Source organism: Nonomuraea sp. NPDC051941, from assembly GCF_044593615.1.
Map to the genome: position 1 here is coordinate 37824 of NZ_JBIUCF010000046.1, position 19601 is coordinate 57424.

Annotated in this window: 20 protein-coding genes; 11 read left to right on the top strand and 9 right to left on the bottom strand. The window is 69.6% G+C overall.

Going from position 1 to position 19601, the window contains the following annotated elements:
- Nucleotides 1-8: 8 nt before the first annotated feature.
- The 3 genes from ACIHFD_RS51300 to ACIHFD_RS51310 are packed head-to-tail and all read left to right on the top strand — an operon-like array spanning nt 9 to nt 2978.
- Nucleotides 9-1043: an ABC transporter substrate-binding protein gene (locus tag ACIHFD_RS51300; RefSeq protein ID WP_397373121.1), complete on the top strand. Its 1035-nt coding sequence runs from the start codon at nt 9-11 to the stop codon at nt 1041-1043.
- Nucleotides 1027-1854, top strand: coding sequence for an ABC transporter ATP-binding protein (locus ACIHFD_RS51305; RefSeq protein WP_397373122.1), 828 nt, complete (start codon nt 1027-1029; stop codon nt 1852-1854). Before ACIHFD_RS51300 ends, ACIHFD_RS51305 begins: the two co-directional genes overlap by 17 nt.
- Nucleotides 1854-2978: an LLM class flavin-dependent oxidoreductase gene (locus tag ACIHFD_RS51310; protein ID WP_397373123.1), complete on the top strand. Its 1125-nt coding sequence runs from the start codon at nt 1854-1856 to the stop codon at nt 2976-2978. The genes ACIHFD_RS51305 and ACIHFD_RS51310 overlap by 1 nt, the downstream gene beginning before the upstream one ends.
- Here ACIHFD_RS51310 and ACIHFD_RS51315 read toward each other — a convergent pair.
- A complete protein-coding gene (locus ACIHFD_RS51315; protein ID WP_397373124.1) occupies nt 2968-3813 on the bottom strand; it encodes a hypothetical protein in 846 nt (281 codons plus the stop codon). The two genes, ACIHFD_RS51310 and ACIHFD_RS51315, sit on opposite strands and share 11 nt — an antisense overlap.
- 321 nt (nt 3814-4134) lie before the next feature.
- A complete protein-coding gene (locus ACIHFD_RS51320; protein WP_363983721.1) occupies nt 4135-4545 on the bottom strand; it encodes a hypothetical protein in 411 nt (136 codons plus the stop codon).
- Between ACIHFD_RS51320 and ACIHFD_RS51325 the strand changes: the two genes are divergently transcribed.
- On the top strand, nt 4544-5077 hold the full coding sequence (locus ACIHFD_RS51325; RefSeq protein WP_397373125.1) for a hypothetical protein: 534 nt from the start codon (nt 4544-4546) through the stop codon (nt 5075-5077). The genes ACIHFD_RS51320 and ACIHFD_RS51325 overlap by 2 nt on opposite strands.
- Nucleotides 5078-5159: 82 nt before the next feature.
- Here the strand turns inward: ACIHFD_RS51325 and ACIHFD_RS51330 are convergent, their stop codons facing one another.
- Nucleotides 5160-5561 (bottom strand): metalloregulator ArsR/SmtB family transcription factor, encoded by a 402-nt coding sequence (locus tag ACIHFD_RS51330; protein WP_363983717.1) that lies wholly within the window; start codon nt 5559-5561, stop codon nt 5160-5162.
- A 65-nt stretch (nt 5562-5626) separates the two neighbouring features.
- On the opposite strand from ACIHFD_RS51330, the gene ACIHFD_RS51335 reads away from it, so the two are divergent.
- A complete protein-coding gene (locus ACIHFD_RS51335; RefSeq protein WP_397373126.1) occupies nt 5627-7654 on the top strand; it encodes a heavy metal translocating P-type ATPase in 2028 nt (675 codons plus the stop codon).
- 77 nt (nt 7655-7731) lie between these two features.
- Here ACIHFD_RS51335 and ACIHFD_RS51340 read toward each other — a convergent pair whose 3' ends face one another.
- The 4 genes from ACIHFD_RS51340 to ACIHFD_RS51355 all read right to left on the bottom strand — a co-directional run bounded on the left by ACIHFD_RS51340 (nt 7732) and on the right by ACIHFD_RS51355 (nt 11718).
- A complete protein-coding gene (locus ACIHFD_RS51340; protein ID WP_397373127.1) occupies nt 7732-9075 on the bottom strand; it encodes a sensor histidine kinase in 1344 nt (447 codons plus the stop codon).
- A gap of 212 nt (nt 9076-9287) precedes the next feature.
- Nucleotides 9288-9935: a nitroreductase family protein gene (locus tag ACIHFD_RS51345; RefSeq protein WP_397373128.1), complete on the bottom strand. Its 648-nt coding sequence runs from the start codon at nt 9933-9935 to the stop codon at nt 9288-9290.
- A 13-nt stretch (nt 9936-9948) separates the two neighbouring features.
- A complete protein-coding gene (locus ACIHFD_RS51350) occupies nt 9949-10467 on the bottom strand; it encodes a hypothetical protein (protein ID WP_397373129.1) in 519 nt (172 codons plus the stop codon).
- A 522-nt stretch (nt 10468-10989) separates the two neighbouring features.
- Nucleotides 10990-11718, bottom strand: coding sequence for a helix-turn-helix domain-containing protein (locus tag ACIHFD_RS51355; protein WP_397373130.1), 729 nt, complete (start codon nt 11716-11718; stop codon nt 10990-10992).
- Between the two features lie 274 nt (nt 11719-11992).
- Here ACIHFD_RS51355 and ACIHFD_RS51360 point away from each other — a divergent pair, with 274 nt between their 5' ends.
- Nucleotides 11993-12376, top strand: coding sequence for a DUF1048 domain-containing protein (locus tag ACIHFD_RS51360; protein ID WP_397373131.1), 384 nt, complete (start codon nt 11993-11995; stop codon nt 12374-12376).
- Nucleotides 12377-12481: 105 nt separating this feature from the next.
- Nucleotides 12482-13723, top strand: a complete 1242-nt coding sequence (locus tag ACIHFD_RS51365) for a serine hydrolase domain-containing protein (RefSeq protein ID WP_397373132.1) — start codon at nt 12482-12484, stop codon at nt 13721-13723.
- 56 nt (nt 13724-13779) lie between these two features.
- Here ACIHFD_RS51365 and ACIHFD_RS51370 read toward each other — a convergent pair whose 3' ends face one another.
- Nucleotides 13780-14331, bottom strand: coding sequence for a helix-turn-helix domain-containing protein (locus ACIHFD_RS51370; RefSeq protein ID WP_397373133.1), 552 nt, complete (start codon nt 14329-14331; stop codon nt 13780-13782).
- A 62-nt stretch (nt 14332-14393) separates the two neighbouring features.
- On the opposite strand from ACIHFD_RS51370, the gene ACIHFD_RS51375 reads away from it, so the two are divergent.
- A complete protein-coding gene (locus tag ACIHFD_RS51375) occupies nt 14394-15722 on the top strand; it encodes an erythromycin esterase family protein (RefSeq protein ID WP_397373134.1) in 1329 nt (442 codons plus the stop codon).
- Nucleotides 15723-15779: 57 nt separating this feature from the next.
- Here the strand turns inward: ACIHFD_RS51375 and ACIHFD_RS51380 are convergent, their stop codons facing one another.
- Entirely contained in the window at nt 15780-17726 is a 1947-nt protein-coding gene (locus ACIHFD_RS51380) for a potassium transporter Kup (protein WP_397373135.1), read from the bottom strand.
- Nucleotides 17727-18093: 367 nt separating this feature from the next.
- Between ACIHFD_RS51380 and ACIHFD_RS51385 the strand changes: the two genes are divergently transcribed.
- From ACIHFD_RS51385 to ACIHFD_RS51395, 3 genes are read left to right on the top strand one after another with little or no spacing between them, the layout of a single operon-like run.
- Nucleotides 18094-18423: a PadR family transcriptional regulator gene (locus ACIHFD_RS51385; RefSeq protein WP_350737154.1), complete on the top strand. Its 330-nt coding sequence runs from the start codon at nt 18094-18096 to the stop codon at nt 18421-18423.
- Nucleotides 18424-18425: 2 nt separating this feature from the next.
- Entirely contained in the window at nt 18426-18833 is a 408-nt protein-coding gene (locus ACIHFD_RS51390) for a DUF1048 domain-containing protein (RefSeq protein ID WP_397373136.1), read from the top strand.
- Nucleotides 18833-19600, top strand: a complete 768-nt coding sequence (locus ACIHFD_RS51395; protein WP_397373137.1) for an ABC transporter ATP-binding protein — start codon at nt 18833-18835, stop codon at nt 19598-19600. The genes ACIHFD_RS51390 and ACIHFD_RS51395 overlap by 1 nt, the downstream gene beginning before the upstream one ends.
- Nucleotide 19601: the final 1 nt, after the last annotated feature.

Sequence of the window (19601 nt, forward strand, 5' to 3'; positions counted from 1 at the left end):
CATCAGCCATGAGACACCGCCTCGTCCCCGCGCTCGCGCTCGCCCTGTGCCTGGCCGCGTGCTCCAGCGGCACCGGCGCCACGACGAGCGCCGCGCCCAACGCCGACGGCAGCCCCAAGGAACTGCGCATCGGCTACCAGCTCATTCCGAACGGCGACCTGATCGTCAAGGACCAGCGATGGCTGGAGACCTCGCTGCCGAACACGAAGATCAGCTGGATCAAGTTCGACTCCGGCGGCGACGTGAACACCGCGATGGTCGCCGGCAGCATCGACATCGGCCTGGCCGGCAGCAGCCCGGTCACCCGCGGCCTGTCCGCGCCGCTGAACATCCCGTACCAGGTGCCGTGGATCTACGACGTCATCGGCGAGAACGAGGCGCTCGTGGCCCGCCAGGCCGCCTCGGTCGCCGAACTCAAGGGCAAGAAGATCGCCGCCCCGTTCTCCTCGACCTCCCACTACAGCCTGCTGGCCGCCCTGCAGGAGGCCGGGCTTGCCGAGTCCGACGTCACCGTCGTCGACCTGGAGCCGCCGGACATCCAGGCCGCCTGGACGCGCGGCGACATCGACGCCGCCTACGTCTGGACGCCGGTGCTCGGCGAGCTGCGCAAGACCGGCAAGGTGCTGGTCACCAGCAAGGAGCTGGCCGCCAAGGGCAAGCTCACCGCCGACCTGGCCGTGGTCCGCACCCAGTTCGCCACGACGTACCCGGCGGCCCTGCGGACCTGGCTGCGGCAGCAGGACCGGGCGGTCAAGCTGGTACGCGCGGACAAGGCATCAGCCGCCGCGGCCGTCGCCCGCCAGCTCAACCTCGACCCGGCCGCGGCTGCCGAACAGATCGACGAACTCATCCTGCTCGACGGCAAGGAGCAGGCCGGCCCCGACTACCTGGGCACGCCCGAGAAGCCCGGCGCACTCGCCGAGAACCTGCGCAGCGCCGCCGAGTTCCTCAAGTCGCAGAACAAGCTCCCCGCCGTGCCCGATCCGGCCGTTTTCCAGAAGGGGCTGGCCACCGAGGAGCTCCGCGATGCGTTCGCAGGATGAGACGCTCACCGCGGCGCGCACCGCAGCCGCGGTGCGGCTGAGCGAGGTCTCGCTGACATATGGCCCACGCTCCCGCTGGTCCAGGGCCGAGCCTGTCGAGGCGCTGCGCGGCATCGGCGCCGACATCGGCGCGGGCGAGTTCGTGACCATCGTCGGGCCGTCGGGCTGCGGCAAGAGCACGCTGCTGCGGCTGGTCGCCGGGTTCGCGTTCCCGACCGGCGGGCAGATCGCCGTGGCAGGCGAACCGGTGACGGCGCCGGGGCCGGACCGGGGTGTGGTGTTCCAGCAGCCGCGCCTGTTCCCGTGGCTGAACGTGCGCCGCAACGTGGAGTTCGGGCTGCGGATGGCCGGGGTCTCCGCGCCGGTCAGGCGGTCCCGGGCCGCCGAGTTGCTCGACCTCGTGGGGCTGGGCGACGTGGCCGGGCGGCGGCCGTACGAGCTGTCGGGTGGCATGCAGCAGCGCGCCGCCATCGCCCGCGCGCTCGCCCCCGACCCCGCGATCCTGCTCATGGACGAGCCGTTCGCCGCGCTGGACGCGCTCACCCGGGAGCGCCTGCAGGAGGAGATCCGGCGCATCTGGCAGGCCACGGGCAAGACCGTGCTGTTCGTCACGCACAGTGTCGACGAGGCCGTCTGTCTCGGCACCCGCCTGCTGGTGATGAGCCGCCGGCCCGGCCGCATCGTGCTCGATCAGCCCTCCGACCTCCCGCACGCGCTCGACCCGCACACCCACCCGGAGTTCCCCGCCGTACGCGAGACCGTGGCGGCAGCCGTACGGCGGGCCGCCTCCTCCGATCCCGAGGTGACCTGATGCGCTTCCACTGGTTCCTGCCGACGACCGGCGACGGCCACGACGTCCGCTCGGCCATCACCACGACCGACGCGTTCCGTCCCGCGGCCCGCCCCGCCACCGTCGCCTACCTGACCCAGGTCGCCAGGGCCGCGGAGCAGGCCGGGTTCGAGGCCGCGCTCACCCCGGTCGGCGCGGGCTGCCCCGACCCGTGGATCGTGTGCGCGGCGCTGGCCCAGCACACCGAGCGGCTGAAGATGCTGGTCGCCTTCCGCACCGGCTACGCGCTGCCCACCCTGCTCGCCCAGCAGGCCCAGGCCTTCCAGGAGGTCTCCGGCGGGCGGTTGCTGCTCAACGTCGTGACCGGCGGCGACCCGGTGGAGCAGCGCGCGTACGGGGACTTCCTCGACCACGACGCCCGCTACGCCAGGACCGCCGAGTTCCTGCAGGTGCTGCGCCGTTCCTGGGAGGGCGTGCCCTTCGACCACCACGGCGAGCACTACCGCGTCGAGGGCGGCGGGCTGGCCGAGCCCCTCGACCCGGCGCCCGAGCTGTACTTCGGCGGCGCGTCCCCGGCGGCTGAGCAGGTCGCGGCCCGGCATGCCGACGTGGTGCTGATGTGGGGCGAGCCACCACACGCGATCGCCGAGCGCATCGCCCGCCTGCGCTCGCTGTCCTCTTCAGCCGGGCGGGAGCTCCGGTACGGCCTGCGCGTGCACGTCATCGCCCGCGACACCGGAGCCGAGGCCTGGACCGAGGCCGACCGGCTGCTGACGGGCATGGATCCGGCCCGCATCGCCGCCGCCCAGCGCCGCTTCGCCCGCTACGACTCCGTCGGCCAGCGCCGCATGGTGGATCTGCACACCGGCGACACCCGCGACCTGGAGATCCACCCGGGGTTGTGGGCCGGGATCGGACTGGTGCGCGAAGGGGCGGGAACCGCGCTGGTCGGCTCATACGACGAGGTCGCCGCCCTGCTCCGGGAATACGCCGCCGCCGGGGTGGACGAGTTCGTGCTGTCGGGCTGGCCGCATCTGGAGGAGGCGTACCGGGTCGGCGAGCACGTACTTCCCCGCCTGGCGCGCGTAGCGACGCTTGGCTTCTCCACGGACATGCGCCGGCTCCCTGGGCGACTTACCCGGTGAGCTGGCTCTTGTAGAAGACGGTCGCCTGGAACCGGTCAGGACTGCCACTGATCTTGCTGGAGAAGCCGAACGCGAGGCGCGGGCCGTCCGACGAGCGCCAGATCGCCATTCCCTGAGGTTCGCGACCGGGCAGCGACTCGCCCGCTCTCGTCCGGTACACCTCCTCGACCGAACCCCCGGTCTTGTTCATGTCGAGACGGACCAGGTAGGAGGGCTTGGCCGGGTCCGAGGGCTGCGCGGGCGGACCGCCGTAGGAGAGGTACGCGTACTGGCCGTACGAGGTCACGCCCTGGAAGAGGTCGGAGTCGGAGAGACCGAGTTGTGCGTTGGTCGGGAGAGCGCGCATGGCAAGGACGGGAGTGGTGTCGCCGATGCCCTTGTCGAGGACGGCGGCGAGGTCGAACAGCGCGAGGCGCCACGGGCTCGTCGTCCCCATATACCGGACGAGCAGCCGGTTGGTGTAGGGATCGATCGACGGTCTCGGACAGTCCAGGAAATCGGAGAGGCGGACCGGGAAGTTCCGGACCCCCGCGCCGTTGGCGTAGTCGAGCACGCCCCCGTCGCTGTACTTGATGCGGCAGATCGTGTGACTGTTCGGTGCCGTATCGGGGGACAAACTCCTCCAGTCGCCCGCGAGCCACGCATACGGAGACCCGGACGTGTCCGGCTGGATCGCCATCGACGAACCGTGGTCGAACCCGTGGAGCGCCATGGCGCCCAGCACCTTGCCGCTCAGGTCGGTCCTGGTCATCCAGAGGTCGCCGTTCGTGCTCCCGACCTTGCTCTGCGCGAAGTAGATGTGCCCGTGGACGTGGTCGAAGGCGAAGGACTGCATCGGCCAGTAAGGCTGGTGAAGCGTGGCCCGCACAACGGGATCGCCGCCGGCCCCCTCGAACACGAAACGCTGCGATGTCGCGACGGTCGCGGACGCCGCTTCGGCCGCGAACAGGGAAAGGCCGCCGCTGGCGGCGGCTGCTATCCCTGTACCGGTTCGGAGGAGCGTGCGACGACTTATGGCCGATGCTCCGCCGATGTGGGCATTTTCGCGCAAGTGCATCACCCTGCCGGTCGTTCGGCTGATTTGGTTGATCACGACGAACCTAGCAATCGGACCGATGGGTGTCGATAACACGAACTGCGGCCCAGTCTGGCCGGCTCAGTTGCTCAGCAGTGAAAGGCCCTGCCACCAGGCGTACAGCGGCTGTGGGGTCCAAGCCTCGGCGGTCATGGCCACGGACCGACCTGTGTACGTCCAGGACATGGCGTAGTACGGCCCGTTGAGGGTGCAGAGCAGCTTGCCCCTGACCCAGGTGCCTTTGTACTCGGCCCCGGTGGCACAGTTGCCTCCCCGGCCGTCGTGCAGGGCCCACCAGTACGACTCCACCCACGTCTCGGCGTCGGCGTCGCTGCGGAACAGCACGATCATCGGATCGTGAACCGGACCCGACCGGACGGCCGTGCAGTCGAGAGCGGCCACCGCACCGGCCGGAGGACGAGCGGCAGGCCGGCAGTTCCTCAAGTCCGCCGAGCCGAGCATCTTCTCCAGCCGGCACTCGCCCGTCGTCATGACGCACGCCGACCCCGTCGGCTCGGTCGACGGGTCCTCTTCGGCCGTCGGCTTCGGCGTCCTGGAACGAGAGCGGGAAGACGGGGCCGCCGATTCGGTCACCGTCACCGTCGGCGTCGGTGACGCCGACGCGATCCCTGATCCAGGTTCGCCACCCGTCCGAAGCGCGGCAAGAGCGACGATCAACCCGCCAATGCCCGCCAGGGCGCCCACCATCTCCCAGTGGATGCGGTCGCGCCAGGATTTCCGGCCATTCTGGGCCGGTCGTGAAGGGCCCTTCGATCCGGGAGCCGAGGGGCCCATCGAAGTCACGTCCGACCTCCTGCTCATGAAAGACCCGTCGCGTCGGCCCAAGGGCACCTTCCGCCACTCGGTTGCTCATGTCGCCGTGGGCGTGCGCCATGGCACCACCATGGTCTACCTCCGCTGGCAGGGACCGGTCGAAACCGACCCGGCCGCCGCCCTGCGCACCGGCCAAGCCGCCATCATGCACACACTCGACCGTCTGCCCGTCGGCGGTTCACCGCTCTGACCTGTTGTGATCTAAGCGTCTCCGGACTCATGATCGATGCCGTTGGAGTGTCCAAAACGCCTACCCGCGACGGCTGGACGGGTCAGCGTGCGTGCGCGGCCGCTCGTTCGCCCGGCGGCGCGTCCAGCCGAGCCTCGGCCTGGCCGGCCCCTTCAGCTTGGCCGGCTCGGTCGAGGTGGTCGGCGTGGAACAGTCCTTCGGCCAGCAGGCGCCGGACGTGCTCGTCGGCGGCGCTGTAGTACACGAACGTTCCCTCGCGGCGGCCCTTGACGAGTCCGGCCAGGCGGAGTTTGGCCAGGTGCTGGCTGACCGCGGTGGGAGCGGCGTCGGCGAGCTCGGCCAGGCAGGCGACGTTGGACTCGCCCTGCAGCAGCGCCCAAAGGATCTTGATGCGGGTGGGATCGGACAACAGGCGGAATGACTCGGCGGCCAGATGCACCTGTTCCTCGTTCGGCATGTCGAAGTCGGGCAGCGACGTGTGCATACGGCAAGCCTACCCTGAACCTCACTGCATGCGTATCTGCGTGACTGCGCATATATGATGCTTCGGTGACCACTGATCTGACCACGTTCGAAGCCCCCGCACGCCCGGCGCCCGCATCCAGACCGCTGCGCTGGTGGCGCTCGGGGGCGGGCTCACTGCCGGAGGTGCGCTGGGCCCTGGCGGCCACCGCGCTGTTCGCCGCGGGCGGCCTGGCCCAGCTCGCCGGCGCGCCCGCCTGGCTGTGGTGGGCGCTGTATCTGACCTGCTACGCTGCCGGCGGCTGGGAACCGGGCCTGGCCGGGCTGAAGGCCCTGCGCGAGAAGACCCTGGACGTCGATCTGCTCATGGTCGTCGCCGCGATCGGCGCCGCGGCGATCGGTCAGGTCTTCGACGGCGCGCTCCTGATCGTCATCTTCGCCACCTCCGGCGCGCTGGAGGCGGTGGCCACCAAACGCACCGAGGACTCGGTGCGCGGCCTGCTGGACCTGGCCCCCGACCAGGCCACCCGCGTCGACTCCGGCGGTGACGAGGAGGTCGTGGCGGCCGCCGACCTGCGGGTGGGCGACGTCATCGTGGTACGGCCGGGCGAGCGCATCGGCGCCGACGGGCGCGTGGTGGCCGGGGTCAGCGACGTCGATCAGGCCTCCATCACCGGCGAGAGCCTCCCAGCCGACAAGCAGAGCGGCGATGAGGTGTTCGCCGGGACGATGAACGGCACCGGCGCGCTGCGCGTCCAGGTCACCCGGCCCGCCGGCGAGACGGTGATCGCCCGGATCGTGGCCATGGTCGAGCAGGCCAGCGCCACCAAGGCCCGCACCCAGCTGTTCATCGAGAAGGTCGAGCAGCGCTACTCGATCGTCATGGTCGCCGCCACCCTCGCTCTGTTCACGCTGCCCCTGCTGTGGGGCACCTCGGTGCAGGACAGTCTGCTGCGGGCGATGACGTTCATGATCGTGGCCTCGCCGTGCGCGGTGGTGCTGGCCACCATGCCGCCGCTGCTGGCCGCGATCGCCACCGCCGGCCGCAACGGCGTGCTGGTCAAGTCCGCGGTGGTGATGGAACACCTGGCCGACGTCGATCTGGTCGCCTTCGACAAGACCGGAACCCTGACCGAGGGCCGGCCGTACCTGACCTGCCTGCGTGTCCTGACCGGCACGGCGGCCACCGCGAGAAGTGGATCAGAGGGCGGGGTGCAGGCCGATCGGCTGCTCGCGCTGGCGGCCGCGGCCGAGCAGGGCTCGGAACATCCGCTCGGCCGCGCCATCGTCGCCGCCGCCCAACACCAGCGCCTGCCGCTGCCCGCAGCGGCCGACTTCGCCGCCCTGCCCGGGCGCGGCGTCCGCGCCCGCGTCGATGGACGCCTGGTCGAGATCGGCAGCCCCGCTCGCCTGCTGGACCAGACCGCGGGCGGCGCCATGTCCGGCGATGCCGAGCAGGCCCGCCAGGTCGTGGCCGAGGTCGAGGAGGACGGGCACAGCGCCGTACTGCTGCTCCTGGACGGCCGTCCCGTCGCGGTGCTCGGTCTGGCCGACCGCATGCGTGCCGGCGCGGCACAGGCGGTGGCGCAGCTGACCGGCCTGACCGGGACGGCCCCCGTCCTGCTGACCGGTGACAACCCCCGCGCTGCGGCCCGCGTGGCCGAACAGGCCGGCATCACCGACGTACGGGCCGGGCTGCTGCCGCAGGACAAGGTCGAGGCCGTCCACGAACTGCGGCGGCAAGGCGCCCGGCCGGCCTTGGTCGGCGACGGCGTCAACGACGCCCCCGCTCTGGCCAGCGCGCACGCCGGCATCGCGATGGGTGGCTCCGGGGCCGCCCTCACCCTGCAGGCCGCCGACGCCGTCATCACCCGCGACGACCTGTCCACCGTCCCGGCGGTCCTCGCCCTGGCCCGCCGCGCCCGCCGCCTGGTGGTCGCCAACCTTGTCATCGCCGGCACGTTCATCGCCGTGCTGGTGGCCTGGGATCTGTTCGGTGAGCTGCCGCTGCCGCTGGGGGTGGCCGGGCACGAGGGCTCCACCGTCATCGTCGGCCTCAACGGCCTGCGCCTGCTGCGCGATGCGGCGTGGAAGCGTGTGCCGCTCGAACATTGAGTCACGGGCCCTGAGCCCCGCAGCCAATTCCGCGCGGGCCATCCACGATTTCTGGACCACCCTCCACCAGGCCACGCCTAGCCGAGCGGAAGGCGGAGGATGAACCGTGTGCCGTGGGGGCTGTCCTCGATCCGAAGGGTGCCGGCGTGCGCCTCGGCGATCTGCCGGGCGATCGGCAGGCCCAGTCCGGTGCCGCCGGCGTACCTGTCACGGGCGGTGTCCAGCCGGGTGAAGCGCTGGAAGACCAGCTCGCGCTTCTCCGGATCGATGCCCGGACCGTTGTCGATCACTTCCAGCATCGCGATGCCGTTCGGGAAGCGCTGGGTGTCGCGCTTGGGGCAGAACGAGCGCCGTACGTGGAAGGCGATGGTGGTGGCGGCGTGCCGCTCGGCGTTGTCGATCAGGTTGGCGAGCAGGCGCGACAGCTGAACCCGGTCGCCGGTCACCACCACACCGCGCTCGAGCGAGAACTCGAACCGCTTGTCCTGCCTCGGTCGCCTCTCGCACTCCGAGGTCACGAATTCGGCCAGGTCGATCGGCTCGCGGTCCACCTCCTTGCCCGCCTCCAGCCGCGCGATGGTCAGCAGGTCGCCCACGATCGCCTCGAGCCGGTCCACGCTCCTCAGAACGGTGTTGCCCAGCGTCGGCACGCTGGTCTCCTCGGGCGCGTGCAGGGCGTCCTCGACCTCGGCCCGTATCGCGGCGATGGGGGTACGAAGCTCGTGGGAGGCGTCCGAGGTGAAATGCCGCTGCAGTTTCATCGCGGCCTCCAGCCGCGCCAGAGTCCGGTTGACGCTGTCGGCCAGCTCGTGGATCTCGTCCTGGCTCCGCGGAAGAGGCACCCGCCGGTCGGGACGGGTCTCAGTGATCTTGTCGAGCTCCATCCGGATGGCGTTCACCGGTCTGAGCGACTCGGTGACCATCCGATGGCCGATCGTGGTGATGGCCACGGCCATCGCCACGGCGGCGCCGATCACCGTCGCGGCCAGCCACGGATCGACGTACAGGGGGACCGTGGGAGAGGAACTGTAAACGACCCAGTCGTCCCCCGGCCGGTACGCCGACTGGGCGACCACGAGGTTGCACTCGCCGGAACGGAAGACCCCGCCGCAGACGACGCCGCTGGAGACGTTCTTGTGGTCGGGGGTGATACCGGCCATGACCGGCTTGCCCTGCAGTTGCGGCGTCGCCGCGACGACCTTCCCCGTGCCGTCGACGATCTGCAGGTTGCGGCCCTTGTACTCGACCAGCGGCGTGACCACCTCGTTGTGCTCCACCTCGTGGGCCACACGACCACCGGCGGCGGTGAGCTCCCCCATGAGGTCTCCCACGGCGACCCGATGGATCGCGATCATGACCATCGTGGCCAGGAGCGCGGACAGCAGGGTCGCAACCGCCCCCGCGAACAACGTGATACGCACCGTAATCGACCAACGTCGCGGAGTCTTCATGCGCCATCCCTCCAACCAGTCGAACACGCGGGCCGTAGCAGGCTGTGCACGAGGTGTTCGGGTGATGGCATGGGGCGTTCCAAGACCTTGCCAAGTCTCGGATCATCGAGCGCCCGGGTGCGGTGGGCCAGCGGCCGAGCTCACCAGGCCGCACCCGGGTCAGGGCGGTCTGGCCGGCGCGCTCACCACCGGTCCCAGTGCAGAACCTCCTCCCGTGGGATGCGGGGAGCGGGCTTGAAGTCGGTGCCGAGCGTGAAGGCCAGCGGGATGAAGGCCGCCAGCATGACCTCCTCGTACGGCACGCCGAGCACCTCGGCCAGCTCGCGTTCGAGCGGCGCCTGCGCGGTGGTCCACACCGTGCCCAGCCCGCGCGCCCGGGCGGCCAGCATGAAACTCCACACCGCAGGCAGGATCGACCCCCACGCCCCCGACTGCACGGCCACCGGCTCATGGTCGGTGCGTCCCTCCACGCCGGGGATGACGAACGCGGGCACCCGGTGGATGTTGGCGGCCAGGTGCCGCAGGCCATCGAAAACCCGCCCGGTGGAGCCGGAATGGTAGCTCATGCGCCACAGATCACGTTCGGTCAGCGGCTGCCCCGTGGCCAGCGTAAGGGCGCGCAGGAAGATGTCGGCCACGGCCCGGCGCTGCTCGGCCTCGGTCACGACCATGAAGTGCCAGCGCTGCCGGTTGCGCCCGGTGGGCGCCTGCACGGCGAGGTCCACGCACTCCTCGATCAGCTCGCGAGGCACCGGCCGGGTGAAGTCCAGGCGTTTGCGCACGGCCCGGGTGGTGCTCAGCAGCTCGTCGGGGGTGAGGTCCAGCGTCACGATGGGTATCCTGTCAGGCTGTGGTGACGGGTACGGGGCGGCGCGAGCGCAGCCCCGAGGCCAGGCCCTGCCGCTCGTCCGGCAGACCGGCGACGGCGGCGATGTTGAGGCTGGGGAACGATCGCCTGCGTTCGATGGTGACGAAGGCGCCCAGCAGGAGCACGGCCACAGCACCGGCAGGCCAGCTCCGCTCCGCCAGTGCGAACACCAGCGGCAACACGCCGCCGGTGACGGCCACCGCGCCGGCGGCGTCGAACCCCTCGCGCGCCCCGGCCGGCCGGACGCCGCGTGGCAGCACCAGCGGCGCCGCGGCCAGCACGAGCAGGGTGACCGGGACCGGCAGGAAGAACATCGGGCGCCAGCTGATCTCGGTCAGCAGGCCGGACGCGATCAGCCCGGCGGTGTATCCGGTCGCCCCGGCCAGCGAGTAGACCCCCAGCGCCCGGTTGCGCTGCGGCCCCTCGGCGAAGGCGGTGGTGATGAGCGACAGCGCCGCCGGAGCGGCCTGTTGGCGGCCGTCGGTTCGGATCACGATCACTCTCCATCTGCATGCAAACAATTGACGGACAGACGGTTCGGACCGTATGTCTGCAAATCATCTGCTGTCAAACAATCTGTCTGGAGATGGATCTGCGGTAGGCTGCCAGGTGGACGCAAGAGGAGAGTGATGGCGGCAACGACCAGGAAGGCGGGACGGCCTACTTTCCGCGACTCGCCGCCGAGCGGCTCGACATCGCGCTGTACCGGGCCTCGGTCGCCGCGGCCCGCGCCGCCGACGTGCAGGCCGCGGGGGCCGCGTCCGCAGGGAACGCAACCCGCGCGACCGGCGGTCCTACGCCGTCACCATCACCGGCTCAGGCCGCCGCCGGCTCGCCGAGGCCCAAGCCCTGATTCCGGCCTTCCTTGAGGACGCCTTCCAAGCCCTCACCTCCGACGAGCGCGGCCGGCTGAGCGCGATCCTCGCCAAACTCCTGCGGCCGGCGGAGGCGCTGTGGGTGTCGGGGTTGGCCGTGGGCGGGGCGGCCGGAAAGGCCCCAACGAAAGCCGCGAGAGATCATGACTGGCGCTCGGCGTTCCGGTCGGCCTGGCTCTGCTGCCACCGCTCCATGGCCTGCCGGAGGGGCGCGTTCACGAGGAGCAGGAACTCGGCGGAGAAGCCGAAGCGGGCGCCGGCCGGGGTCGTGGCCCCGAGGATCTCCGCCGCGCGCTGCGATGCGGCGATCAGGGTGTCGTTCATTTCCAGTGCCGCAAGGGTGGACCGGACCCAGAGCTCGTCGTCGACGACATAGCGTTCGCGGCGCCCGCCGGGAGTTCGTTCCCGCTTGAGCAGTCCCTGCTGTTCGAGGAAGGCGATGGTCTGCGAGATCGACGCTGGGCTGACGCGTAGCCGCTGGACCAGGTCGGCGGCGGTGAGGGTGCCGGAGTCGGTGACGTACAGGCAGGCCAGCACCCTGGCCGCCATCCGGGGCATCCCCTGCTGCTCGAGGAGTGTGGCGAAGGATTCCGTGAGGTTCTGGACCGCCTGGGGGTCACGCCCATGGCTGCTGTCGCCGGCCAGCGGCACCGGAGGCTTGGCCTTCCGGTGGCGGCGCGCACGCTGCTGGGTGGCCTCCTGCGCCTGCTGCGCCCCGTAATCGTCAGGCCCGCCGTTGCGGGTGACCTCTCGCATGATGGTCGAGGCGGGCCGCCCGAGACGCCGGCCGATCTCTGTGAATCCGAGCCCCTCGGCCAGCCCCTCAGCGATGTGCTGACGGTCCTCGTTGGTGAGTCTGTCTCCGGGCATCGGTACTCGTCTCCCATCTGCCGGCATGCGCAGGGCTCCGCACAGTATGCATTCACTCGAAGTCCATTGCAATACGAATCTTGATCACCTATTGCATTCAGTGTCATATTCATTGCAATCTCAGCCTCTTATTGCTATTGAACAGGGCATCAAGCCTTCCATTTATGTTGACCGAATAATGAATGCAATGTACCTTCGCAGAAGTTCAGCGATGCATGAACATCCCTCGCGGTACGCGAGGGGCAGGCGTCGCGAAGAATTCCGGAGGAGGCAGATGACCATGTCCGACGCTGAAAAGGGCGGCTTGCTCACAGAGGTGATCGGCCCCAAGCGGCGGTGGCGTCAGTACAAGGCGCGCGTGGGACAACTCCCGCCGAACTACCGCACGGCGGTCGACGCGATCGAGCGGCACCTGATGCTCTTCGTGCCGACCGACGGCGACAGCAACGCGTCGATGTTCGAAGACCTCGCCAGCCTGTTCGAACAGGCCGCAGCGGACGGTACGCCGATCCGCGAGGTCGTCGGGAAGGATCCCGTGGATTTCGCCGAGACGTTCGTACAGAACTACTCCGAAGGTGGCTACGTCCCCGCCCGTGAGCGGAAGCGGCTGACCGACGCCATCGAGCGCGCCGCCGGCGAAGAAGGCAAGACGGCCTGACAACGGCACAGCGCATCACAGCTCACCGCTGAACGTCGTGCATCGCCCATGAGCGCCACGCCGGGACGGGTCTCACAAGATCGAACATTGTGTGTAAGGAGATTCATGATGGGAAATGGCAACAGCGGCTTCTCCAAGGCCGGACTGAACAGAATGCGCGAGGTGCTGGCACGGCATGTCGAGTCCGGGAGGATTCCCGGGCTGGTCGCCCTGGTCAGCCGGGGCGAGGAGACCCACGTCGAGGCGATCGGGACGATGCGCCATGACGGTGGCGCGCCGATGCGCCGCGACACCATCTTCCGGATGGCCTCGACGACCAAGCCGGTCGCGGTCGCGGCGGCGATGGTGCTGCTGGATGAGTGCCGGCTGCGGCTGGACGACCCGGTGGATCAGTGGCTGCCCGAGCTGGCCGACCGGCGGGTGCTGAAGCGGCCCGACGGCCCGCTGGACGACACCGTGCCGGCGCGGCGGCCGATCATCGTGCGGGACCTGCTCACCGACACGTTGGGGCTCGGGCTGGACATGACGGCGCGGACCGCTCCGATGATGAGCGCGTTCTTCGAGCAGGGGGTGTACGGCCAGGAGGACGGATGGATGTTGCCGGCACCGGACCCGGACGAGTGGATGCGCCGCCTCGGCACGCTGCCGCTGATGTACCAGCCCGGAGAGCGGTGGCTGTACAACGTCGGCGACGACGTGCTCGGCGTGCTGGTGGCCAGGGTGACCGGGCAGTCGTTCGAGGAGTTCCTGCGTGAGCGCATCTTCGATCCGCTGGGCATGACCGACACCGCCTTCCACGTGCCCGCCGACAAGATCGACCGGCTGCCGCCCCTGTACTCCCCCGAGTGGCAGACCGGAGAGTTCAACGTGGAGGACGAGGCCGAAGGCGGACACCACAGCAAGCCTCCGGCGTTCCAGTCAGGCGGCGGCGGACTCGACTCCACCGTGGACGACTATCACGCCTACTTCCGGATGCTGCTCAACCACGGGATGCACGGCAGCGAACGGATCCTGTCCCGGCCCGCCGTCGAGCTGATGACCACCAACCGCCTCACGCCCGAGCAGCAAGCCGCCCGAGAGGCCTGGGCCCGCGGCGTCGCCCATTTGGCGTACGGCACCGGGCAGCATGGCGGCTGGGGCTTCGGAATGGCGGTGCGTACCTACCGTGGCGACTACGCGCCCATCGGCCAGTTCGGCTGGGACGGCGGAGCCGGCACCACCACCTACGCCGACCCGTGCAACCAGCTCGTCGGCATCCTGCTCACCCAGACCGGGATGTCCACCCCGGACTCGGCGCGAGCCATCCACGACTTCTGGACCACCCTCTACCAGGCAATCGACGACTGACCTCTCCATGTTCTCGTCCACGCTCGCCGGGCCGGGCATTGCCGTCCGGGACGAGTTCACGTGCTTCCTTCGTCCTGCCCCCGCTCCTCCGTCGGAAAGAAGATCGCGCTGATCACATGCGGTCGCCGATCCGGTCCGGGCCCGTTCCCCGTCCGCGCCCTGAGCACCTCCCGCAGCTCAACCGCGATTTCCTCCATCTCCTCCGAGGTGAGCCACAACGTCCCCTGCCGATACCCCACCCGATCCGCGACCGGATCGGCGCCCGGCCGGTCAAGATAGGCGTTGAACTCGGCGAGCAGCGCCGCCATGGCCGCCGCGAACCCGTGGCGGTGGTCCTGAAGTGACATCGCCTTGGCCGTGTCGAGATCGATGTGGGCGGCGTTCTGCCGCAGCCGGTAGTAGCGCTCGACCATCCCCCGTACCCGCTGCTCGTCGGCCACTTCCAGCAGTCCGGCGTCGGCGAGCAGGCCGACGTGCCGGTACAGGGTGGTCTTGGGCACGTCGGGCAGGCTCTCGCACAGGTCGGACGTGGTGCGGGTGCGCCCACCCGACAGTGCCCACATGATGCGCAGCCTGACGGGATGCAAGATCAACTCAAGCGTGTCCATTCTCCAATATTCCCATAGCTGGTACTGTTCCCAAAGTTGAGACTATTCGAGAGGGGCAATCGATGACCGCGGCCACGACACCGGCACGGCTCAGCGACGAGGCGGTGATCCCCCTGCGCACGCTGGACCCGGGCGCCGCGCTGGACGACCTGGAATGGCTGGACGACGCGATCGGTGACGCGCGGGTGGTGGCGATCGGCGAGAGCGCGCACTACAACCGGGAGTTCTACGAGCTGCGCCACCGCCTGCTGCGTTACCTGACCGAGCGGCACGGGTTCGGCGCGTACGCGATGGAGACCGGATTCACGGAGGGCCGGCGTACCGACGCCTGGGTTCGAGGCGGCGAGGACCGGCTCGGCGAGATCATGGCGAGCGGCCTGACCTCGCTGACGGGCCTTTGGCGGCAGATGGGAGCCCACCTGGAGTGGATGCGCCGGCACAACGCCACCGCCGAGCACCCCGTCGGCTTCTACGGCATAGATCTGGGAGGCCAGAACGCCTCCCCGCTCCCCGCCCTGGACGCCGTGCTCGCCTACCTCGCGCAGGCCGATCCCGGCTTCCAGCTCGACCCGGCCATCCGGGAGACGGCCTCGGCCTTCGCGGCGACGTCCGCGTTCGCCGCCCCCGCAACCATGGCCGTCTACGCCCAGCTCCCGCCCGAGACCAAGGACGCGCTGACGGCGGGCCTCACCGGCCTCGCCGCGCGCATGAAGGGCCGGCGCCTGGAGTACGTCCGGCGCACCACCGCCGAGGAGTACGAGCGCGCGCTGCGATCCATGCACCACGCGCTCACCCTGGAGTCCGTCATCCGTGGCATGACCGGCGGCGACCAGCAGAGCGTGATGTACAACCGCGACGCCGAGATCGCCGATACGGTCGAATGGATTCTGCGCCGACAGGACCGGATCGTCCTGGCCGCCCACAACGGCCACGTCCAGCGCGGGCCCGCCGCGCTCCCCGGCATGGACCCGGTGACCCCGATGGGGATGCACCTGGCCGACCGGCTGGGCAAGGACTACCTGGTCATCGGCGCCACCTCGGGAACCGGTCACATGCTCAACTCCGACTTCGCCGCCTTCCAGGCCGGCGTCCTCTTCGCGCCGATGGAGGCTCCGGAGCCCGGCAGCCTCGACGCCCTCATGCACGCCGGCCACGACGGCCCCTTCGCCACCGATCTGCGGCGACTGTCGCCGGCCGACGCCGAGGCCGTCCGGGGTGCCACCGTGCAACGCGCCGGTGTCGGCGCGTACTACTCCCCTGTGAGCGCGCTGGACGCGTATGACATCGTCGTGCACCTGCCTCACGTCACGGGCGCCGACCCCGACGAGGCCGCGCTCGCCTGTTCGCCGCAGGAGGTGCGGGACGTGTTCTCCCACTACAAGCCCCAGTAGCCGGGCGATCCGCGCCCGAGGTCCGGGCGCATCCCCCGCGAGGTCACCCCCGTCGGGCTAGACCTCGATCTGCGAGCCCATGATGACCGTGCGGTCGCGGGGCAGGCCGAAGAACTCGGCGGCGTCGGCGGTGATGTACGAGGTGGCGATGAACAGCCGCTTGCGCCACGGCGCCATCGTCGGAGCCGTGCCACGCCGAAGCTCGACCTTCGACAGGAAGTAGGACGCCTGGTCGAGCCGCAGCCGCCCCTCGGTCATGGCCGGGTCGAGCAGCGCCAGCGCGCCGAGCACGTCCGGGGTCTCCATGTAGCCGAAGCGGGCGGTGACGTGGAAGATCCCGTCGTCGGCGTAGCCGAGGTCGTCGACGGCGATGCGCCGATCGGCCGGAACGCGGGGCACGGGCTCCGTCTCGATGGACATGATCAGGACGTGGTCGTGCCGCACGTGGTTGTGCTCGACGTTGGCGCGCATGGCCAGCGGCGCGGTCTCCTTGCCCCGGTTGAGGAAGACGGCCGTGCCCGGGACCCGCCGCGTCGCCGCCTTCCCGGTGCGCAGCCGGCCGACGAACTCGCGCAGCGAGCCTTCGCGCCGTTCGCGCTCCGCGGTGATGATCTCGCGGCCCCGTTGCCAGGTGGTCATGACGGTGAACGCGGTGAGGCCGATCAGCAGCGGCAGCCACGCGCCGTGGACGAGCTTGGTCAGGTTGGCCGCGACGAACAGCAGGTCCACCGACAGCAGCACGGTCGCGCCGAGGCCGATGATCCAGACCGGTGTGCCCCACTTCGCGCGGGCCACGTAGAAGAACAGCAGGGTGGTGATGGTGATCGTCCCGGTCACCGCCATGCCGAACGCGAAGGCCAGCGCCGTGGAGCTGCGGAAGGCGAAGACCAGGGTGAGCACCGAGACCATCAGCAGCCAGTTGATCCAGGGGACGTAGACCTGGCCCATGGTGGACTCGGAGGTGTGCGCGATCCGCAGCCGCGGCAGGTAGCCGAGTTGTGCGGCCTGGGATGCGACCGAGTACGCGCCCGTGATCACCGCCTGGGACGCGATCACGGTCGCCGCCGTGGCCAGCAGGACCATCGGCAGCCGCCCCCAGCCGGGAACGAGCAGGAAGAACGGGCTGCTGATGTTGGCCGGATCGGCGAGGATCAGCGCGCCCTGGCCGAGATAGCTGAGAACGCACGCGGGGAACACGAGGATCAGCCAGGCGCGGTTGATCGACCGGCGGCCGAAGTGGCCCATGTCGGCGTACAACGCCTCGGCGCCGGTCACGGCGAGCACGACCGCCGCCAGGGAGAAGAAGGCGACGCCGAAATGACCGGTCAGGAAGCCGATCGCGTACGTCGGCGACAACGCCTTGAGGATGTCCGGGTACTCGGCGATGCCGGCCACGCCGCACGCGCCGATGGTCACGAACCAGACGATCATCACGGGCCCGAACACCCGCCCCACCGCCGCGGTGCCCCGGCGCTGCACCAGGAACAGCAGCACGATGATCAACGCGGTGATCGGCACGACGAGCTCTTCCAGCGACGGCTCGACGACCTTGAGCCCTTCGACCGCGGACAGCACCGAGATCGCCGGGGTGATCATGCTGTCCCCGAAGAACAGTGAAGCGCCGAAGATGCCCAGCGCCGCCAGCACGGCGACGGCCCGCCGGCCCCGCTGCGCGCTCCACCGCCGCAGCAGCGTGATCAGCGCCATGATGCCGCCCTCACCGTCGTTGTCGGCGCGCATCGCCAGCAACACATACGTGACCGTGACGATGATCATCACTGACCAGAAGATCAGCGACACCACCCCGAACACGTTCTCCGTGCTCACCGGAACGGGATGCGGGTCGCTCGGGTTGAACACCGTCTGCAGGGTGTAGATGGGGCTGGTCCCGATGTCGCCGAACACCACACCGAGAGCACCGACCACCAACGCGAGCCGCACCGCGTCGTGCGCGCCCGGACCACGAGCCGCCTCCGGCGCGGGCACGTGCCGGCGATCGCTCACAACGCTCCCCCATCGCGCGACCGGACGATGTTACCGATGCCTCAACATAACCGCTGGTAGCCCAGATCACCCGCACCGTCGACACCATGCATCCGCCGACATCGACGCCTCCGGCGGCTGCTTCCTCGGCCCCCGGATCTGAGCAGCCGCATCCACCTGCTCCAGCCCGCCATCGAACTCACGAACGTCATCACCCCAGGTGCCATGTCAGCACGGCAACGGCCTCATATCAGCGCGGCAGGCGATGGTGGATGCCATGAACCTCCGCGACGGCGAATCCGAGGATCGACATCCCGGCTTGCCTTTCAGCTATTCAGCGTTACTATGTACCAGTAGCTAGCATTACCGAGTAGCTGAAGGATGTTCCATGGGCAAGCAGATGACGGAGATGCTCAAGGGCGTGCTGGAGGGCATCGTCCTGGCGATCCTGTCCGGTCGGCCCGCGTACGGCTACGAGATCACGGCGTGGCTGCGGGATCAGGGCTTCTCCGACATCGCCGAGGGGACGATCTACGCCCTGCTGGTCAGGATCGAGCAGCGCGGCTTCGTCGACGTGGAGAAGGTCCCGTCCGAGAAGGGGCCGCCGCGCAAGGTGTACTCCCTCAACGCTCAGGGACAGGCGTACCTCGAGGAGTTCTGGAGGACCTGGAGCTTCCTCGCAGAACGGCTCGAACAGCTCCACGAAGGAGGTAAGTAGACATGGCCACAGAGCCGAACGAGCAGAAGAGCCGCTACCTGCAGTACCTGGAGGTGGTCACAGGGTCGCTCGAGGAGAAGCGGCGCTACCGTCAGTACAAGGCGCGCATCAAGCAGCTTCCCGAGAACTACCGCACGGCAGTCGAAGCGATGGATCGGTACCTGATCCACACCGGGCCGGTGGAGGGCTCGATCGCGATGTACGAGGACCTCGCCGACCTGTTCGAACGGAGCGCGGCGGACGGAACCGCGATCCGCGACATCTTCGGGGAGGACCCCGTGGAGTTCGTCGAGGCGTTCGCACAGAACTACCCCATCGGGCAGTGGAGAGCCCGGGAGCGAAACCGCCTCACCAGCGCCATCGCGCGCGCCACCGGCGAAGACATCGGAAAAGAAGACAGGACCAGCTGATGACGAAACAGCAAGCCCAGGCGATCCAGGTGCGCGGCCTGGAGAAGTCGTACAAGGAACTACACGTGCTGCGCGGCGTGGACTTCGAGGTGGCGGCCGGCAGCATCTTCGCCCTGCTCGGCTCGAACGGGGCAGGCAAGACCACCGCCGTGAAAATCCTGTCCACGCTGCTCAAGGCCGACGCGGGCACGGCGAGCGTGAACGGCTTCGATGTCGCCACGCAGGCTGGCGACGTGCGGGAGTCGATCAGTCTCACCGGGCAGTTCGCCGCCGTCGACGAGATCCTCAGCGGGCGGGAGAACCTCGTACTGGTCGCCCGGCTACGGCACCTCAAGAACCCGGGCAAGGTCGCCGATGACCTGCTCGCCCGTTTCTCGCTGACCGACGCCGGCGCGCGGAAGGTGGCGACGTATTCGGGGGGCATGCGCCGCCGCCTCGACATCGCGATGAGCCTCATCGGGAACCCGCCGGTCATCTTCCTCGACGAGCCGACCACCGGGCTCGACCCCCAGGCGCGCATCGAGGTGTGGCAGGCCGTCAAGGAACTCGCCCGCCGGGGTACGACGGTGCTGCTGACCACGCAGTACCTGGACGAGGCCGAACAACTCGCCGACCGGATCGCGATCCTGCACGAGGGCCAGATCATCGTCAACGGCACCCTGGCCGAGCTCAAGCAGCTGCTCCCGCCCGCCAAGGTCGAATACATCGAAAAGCAGCCGACCCTCGAGGACGTCTTCCTCTCCCTCGTCGCCGCCAACAACACCTAAG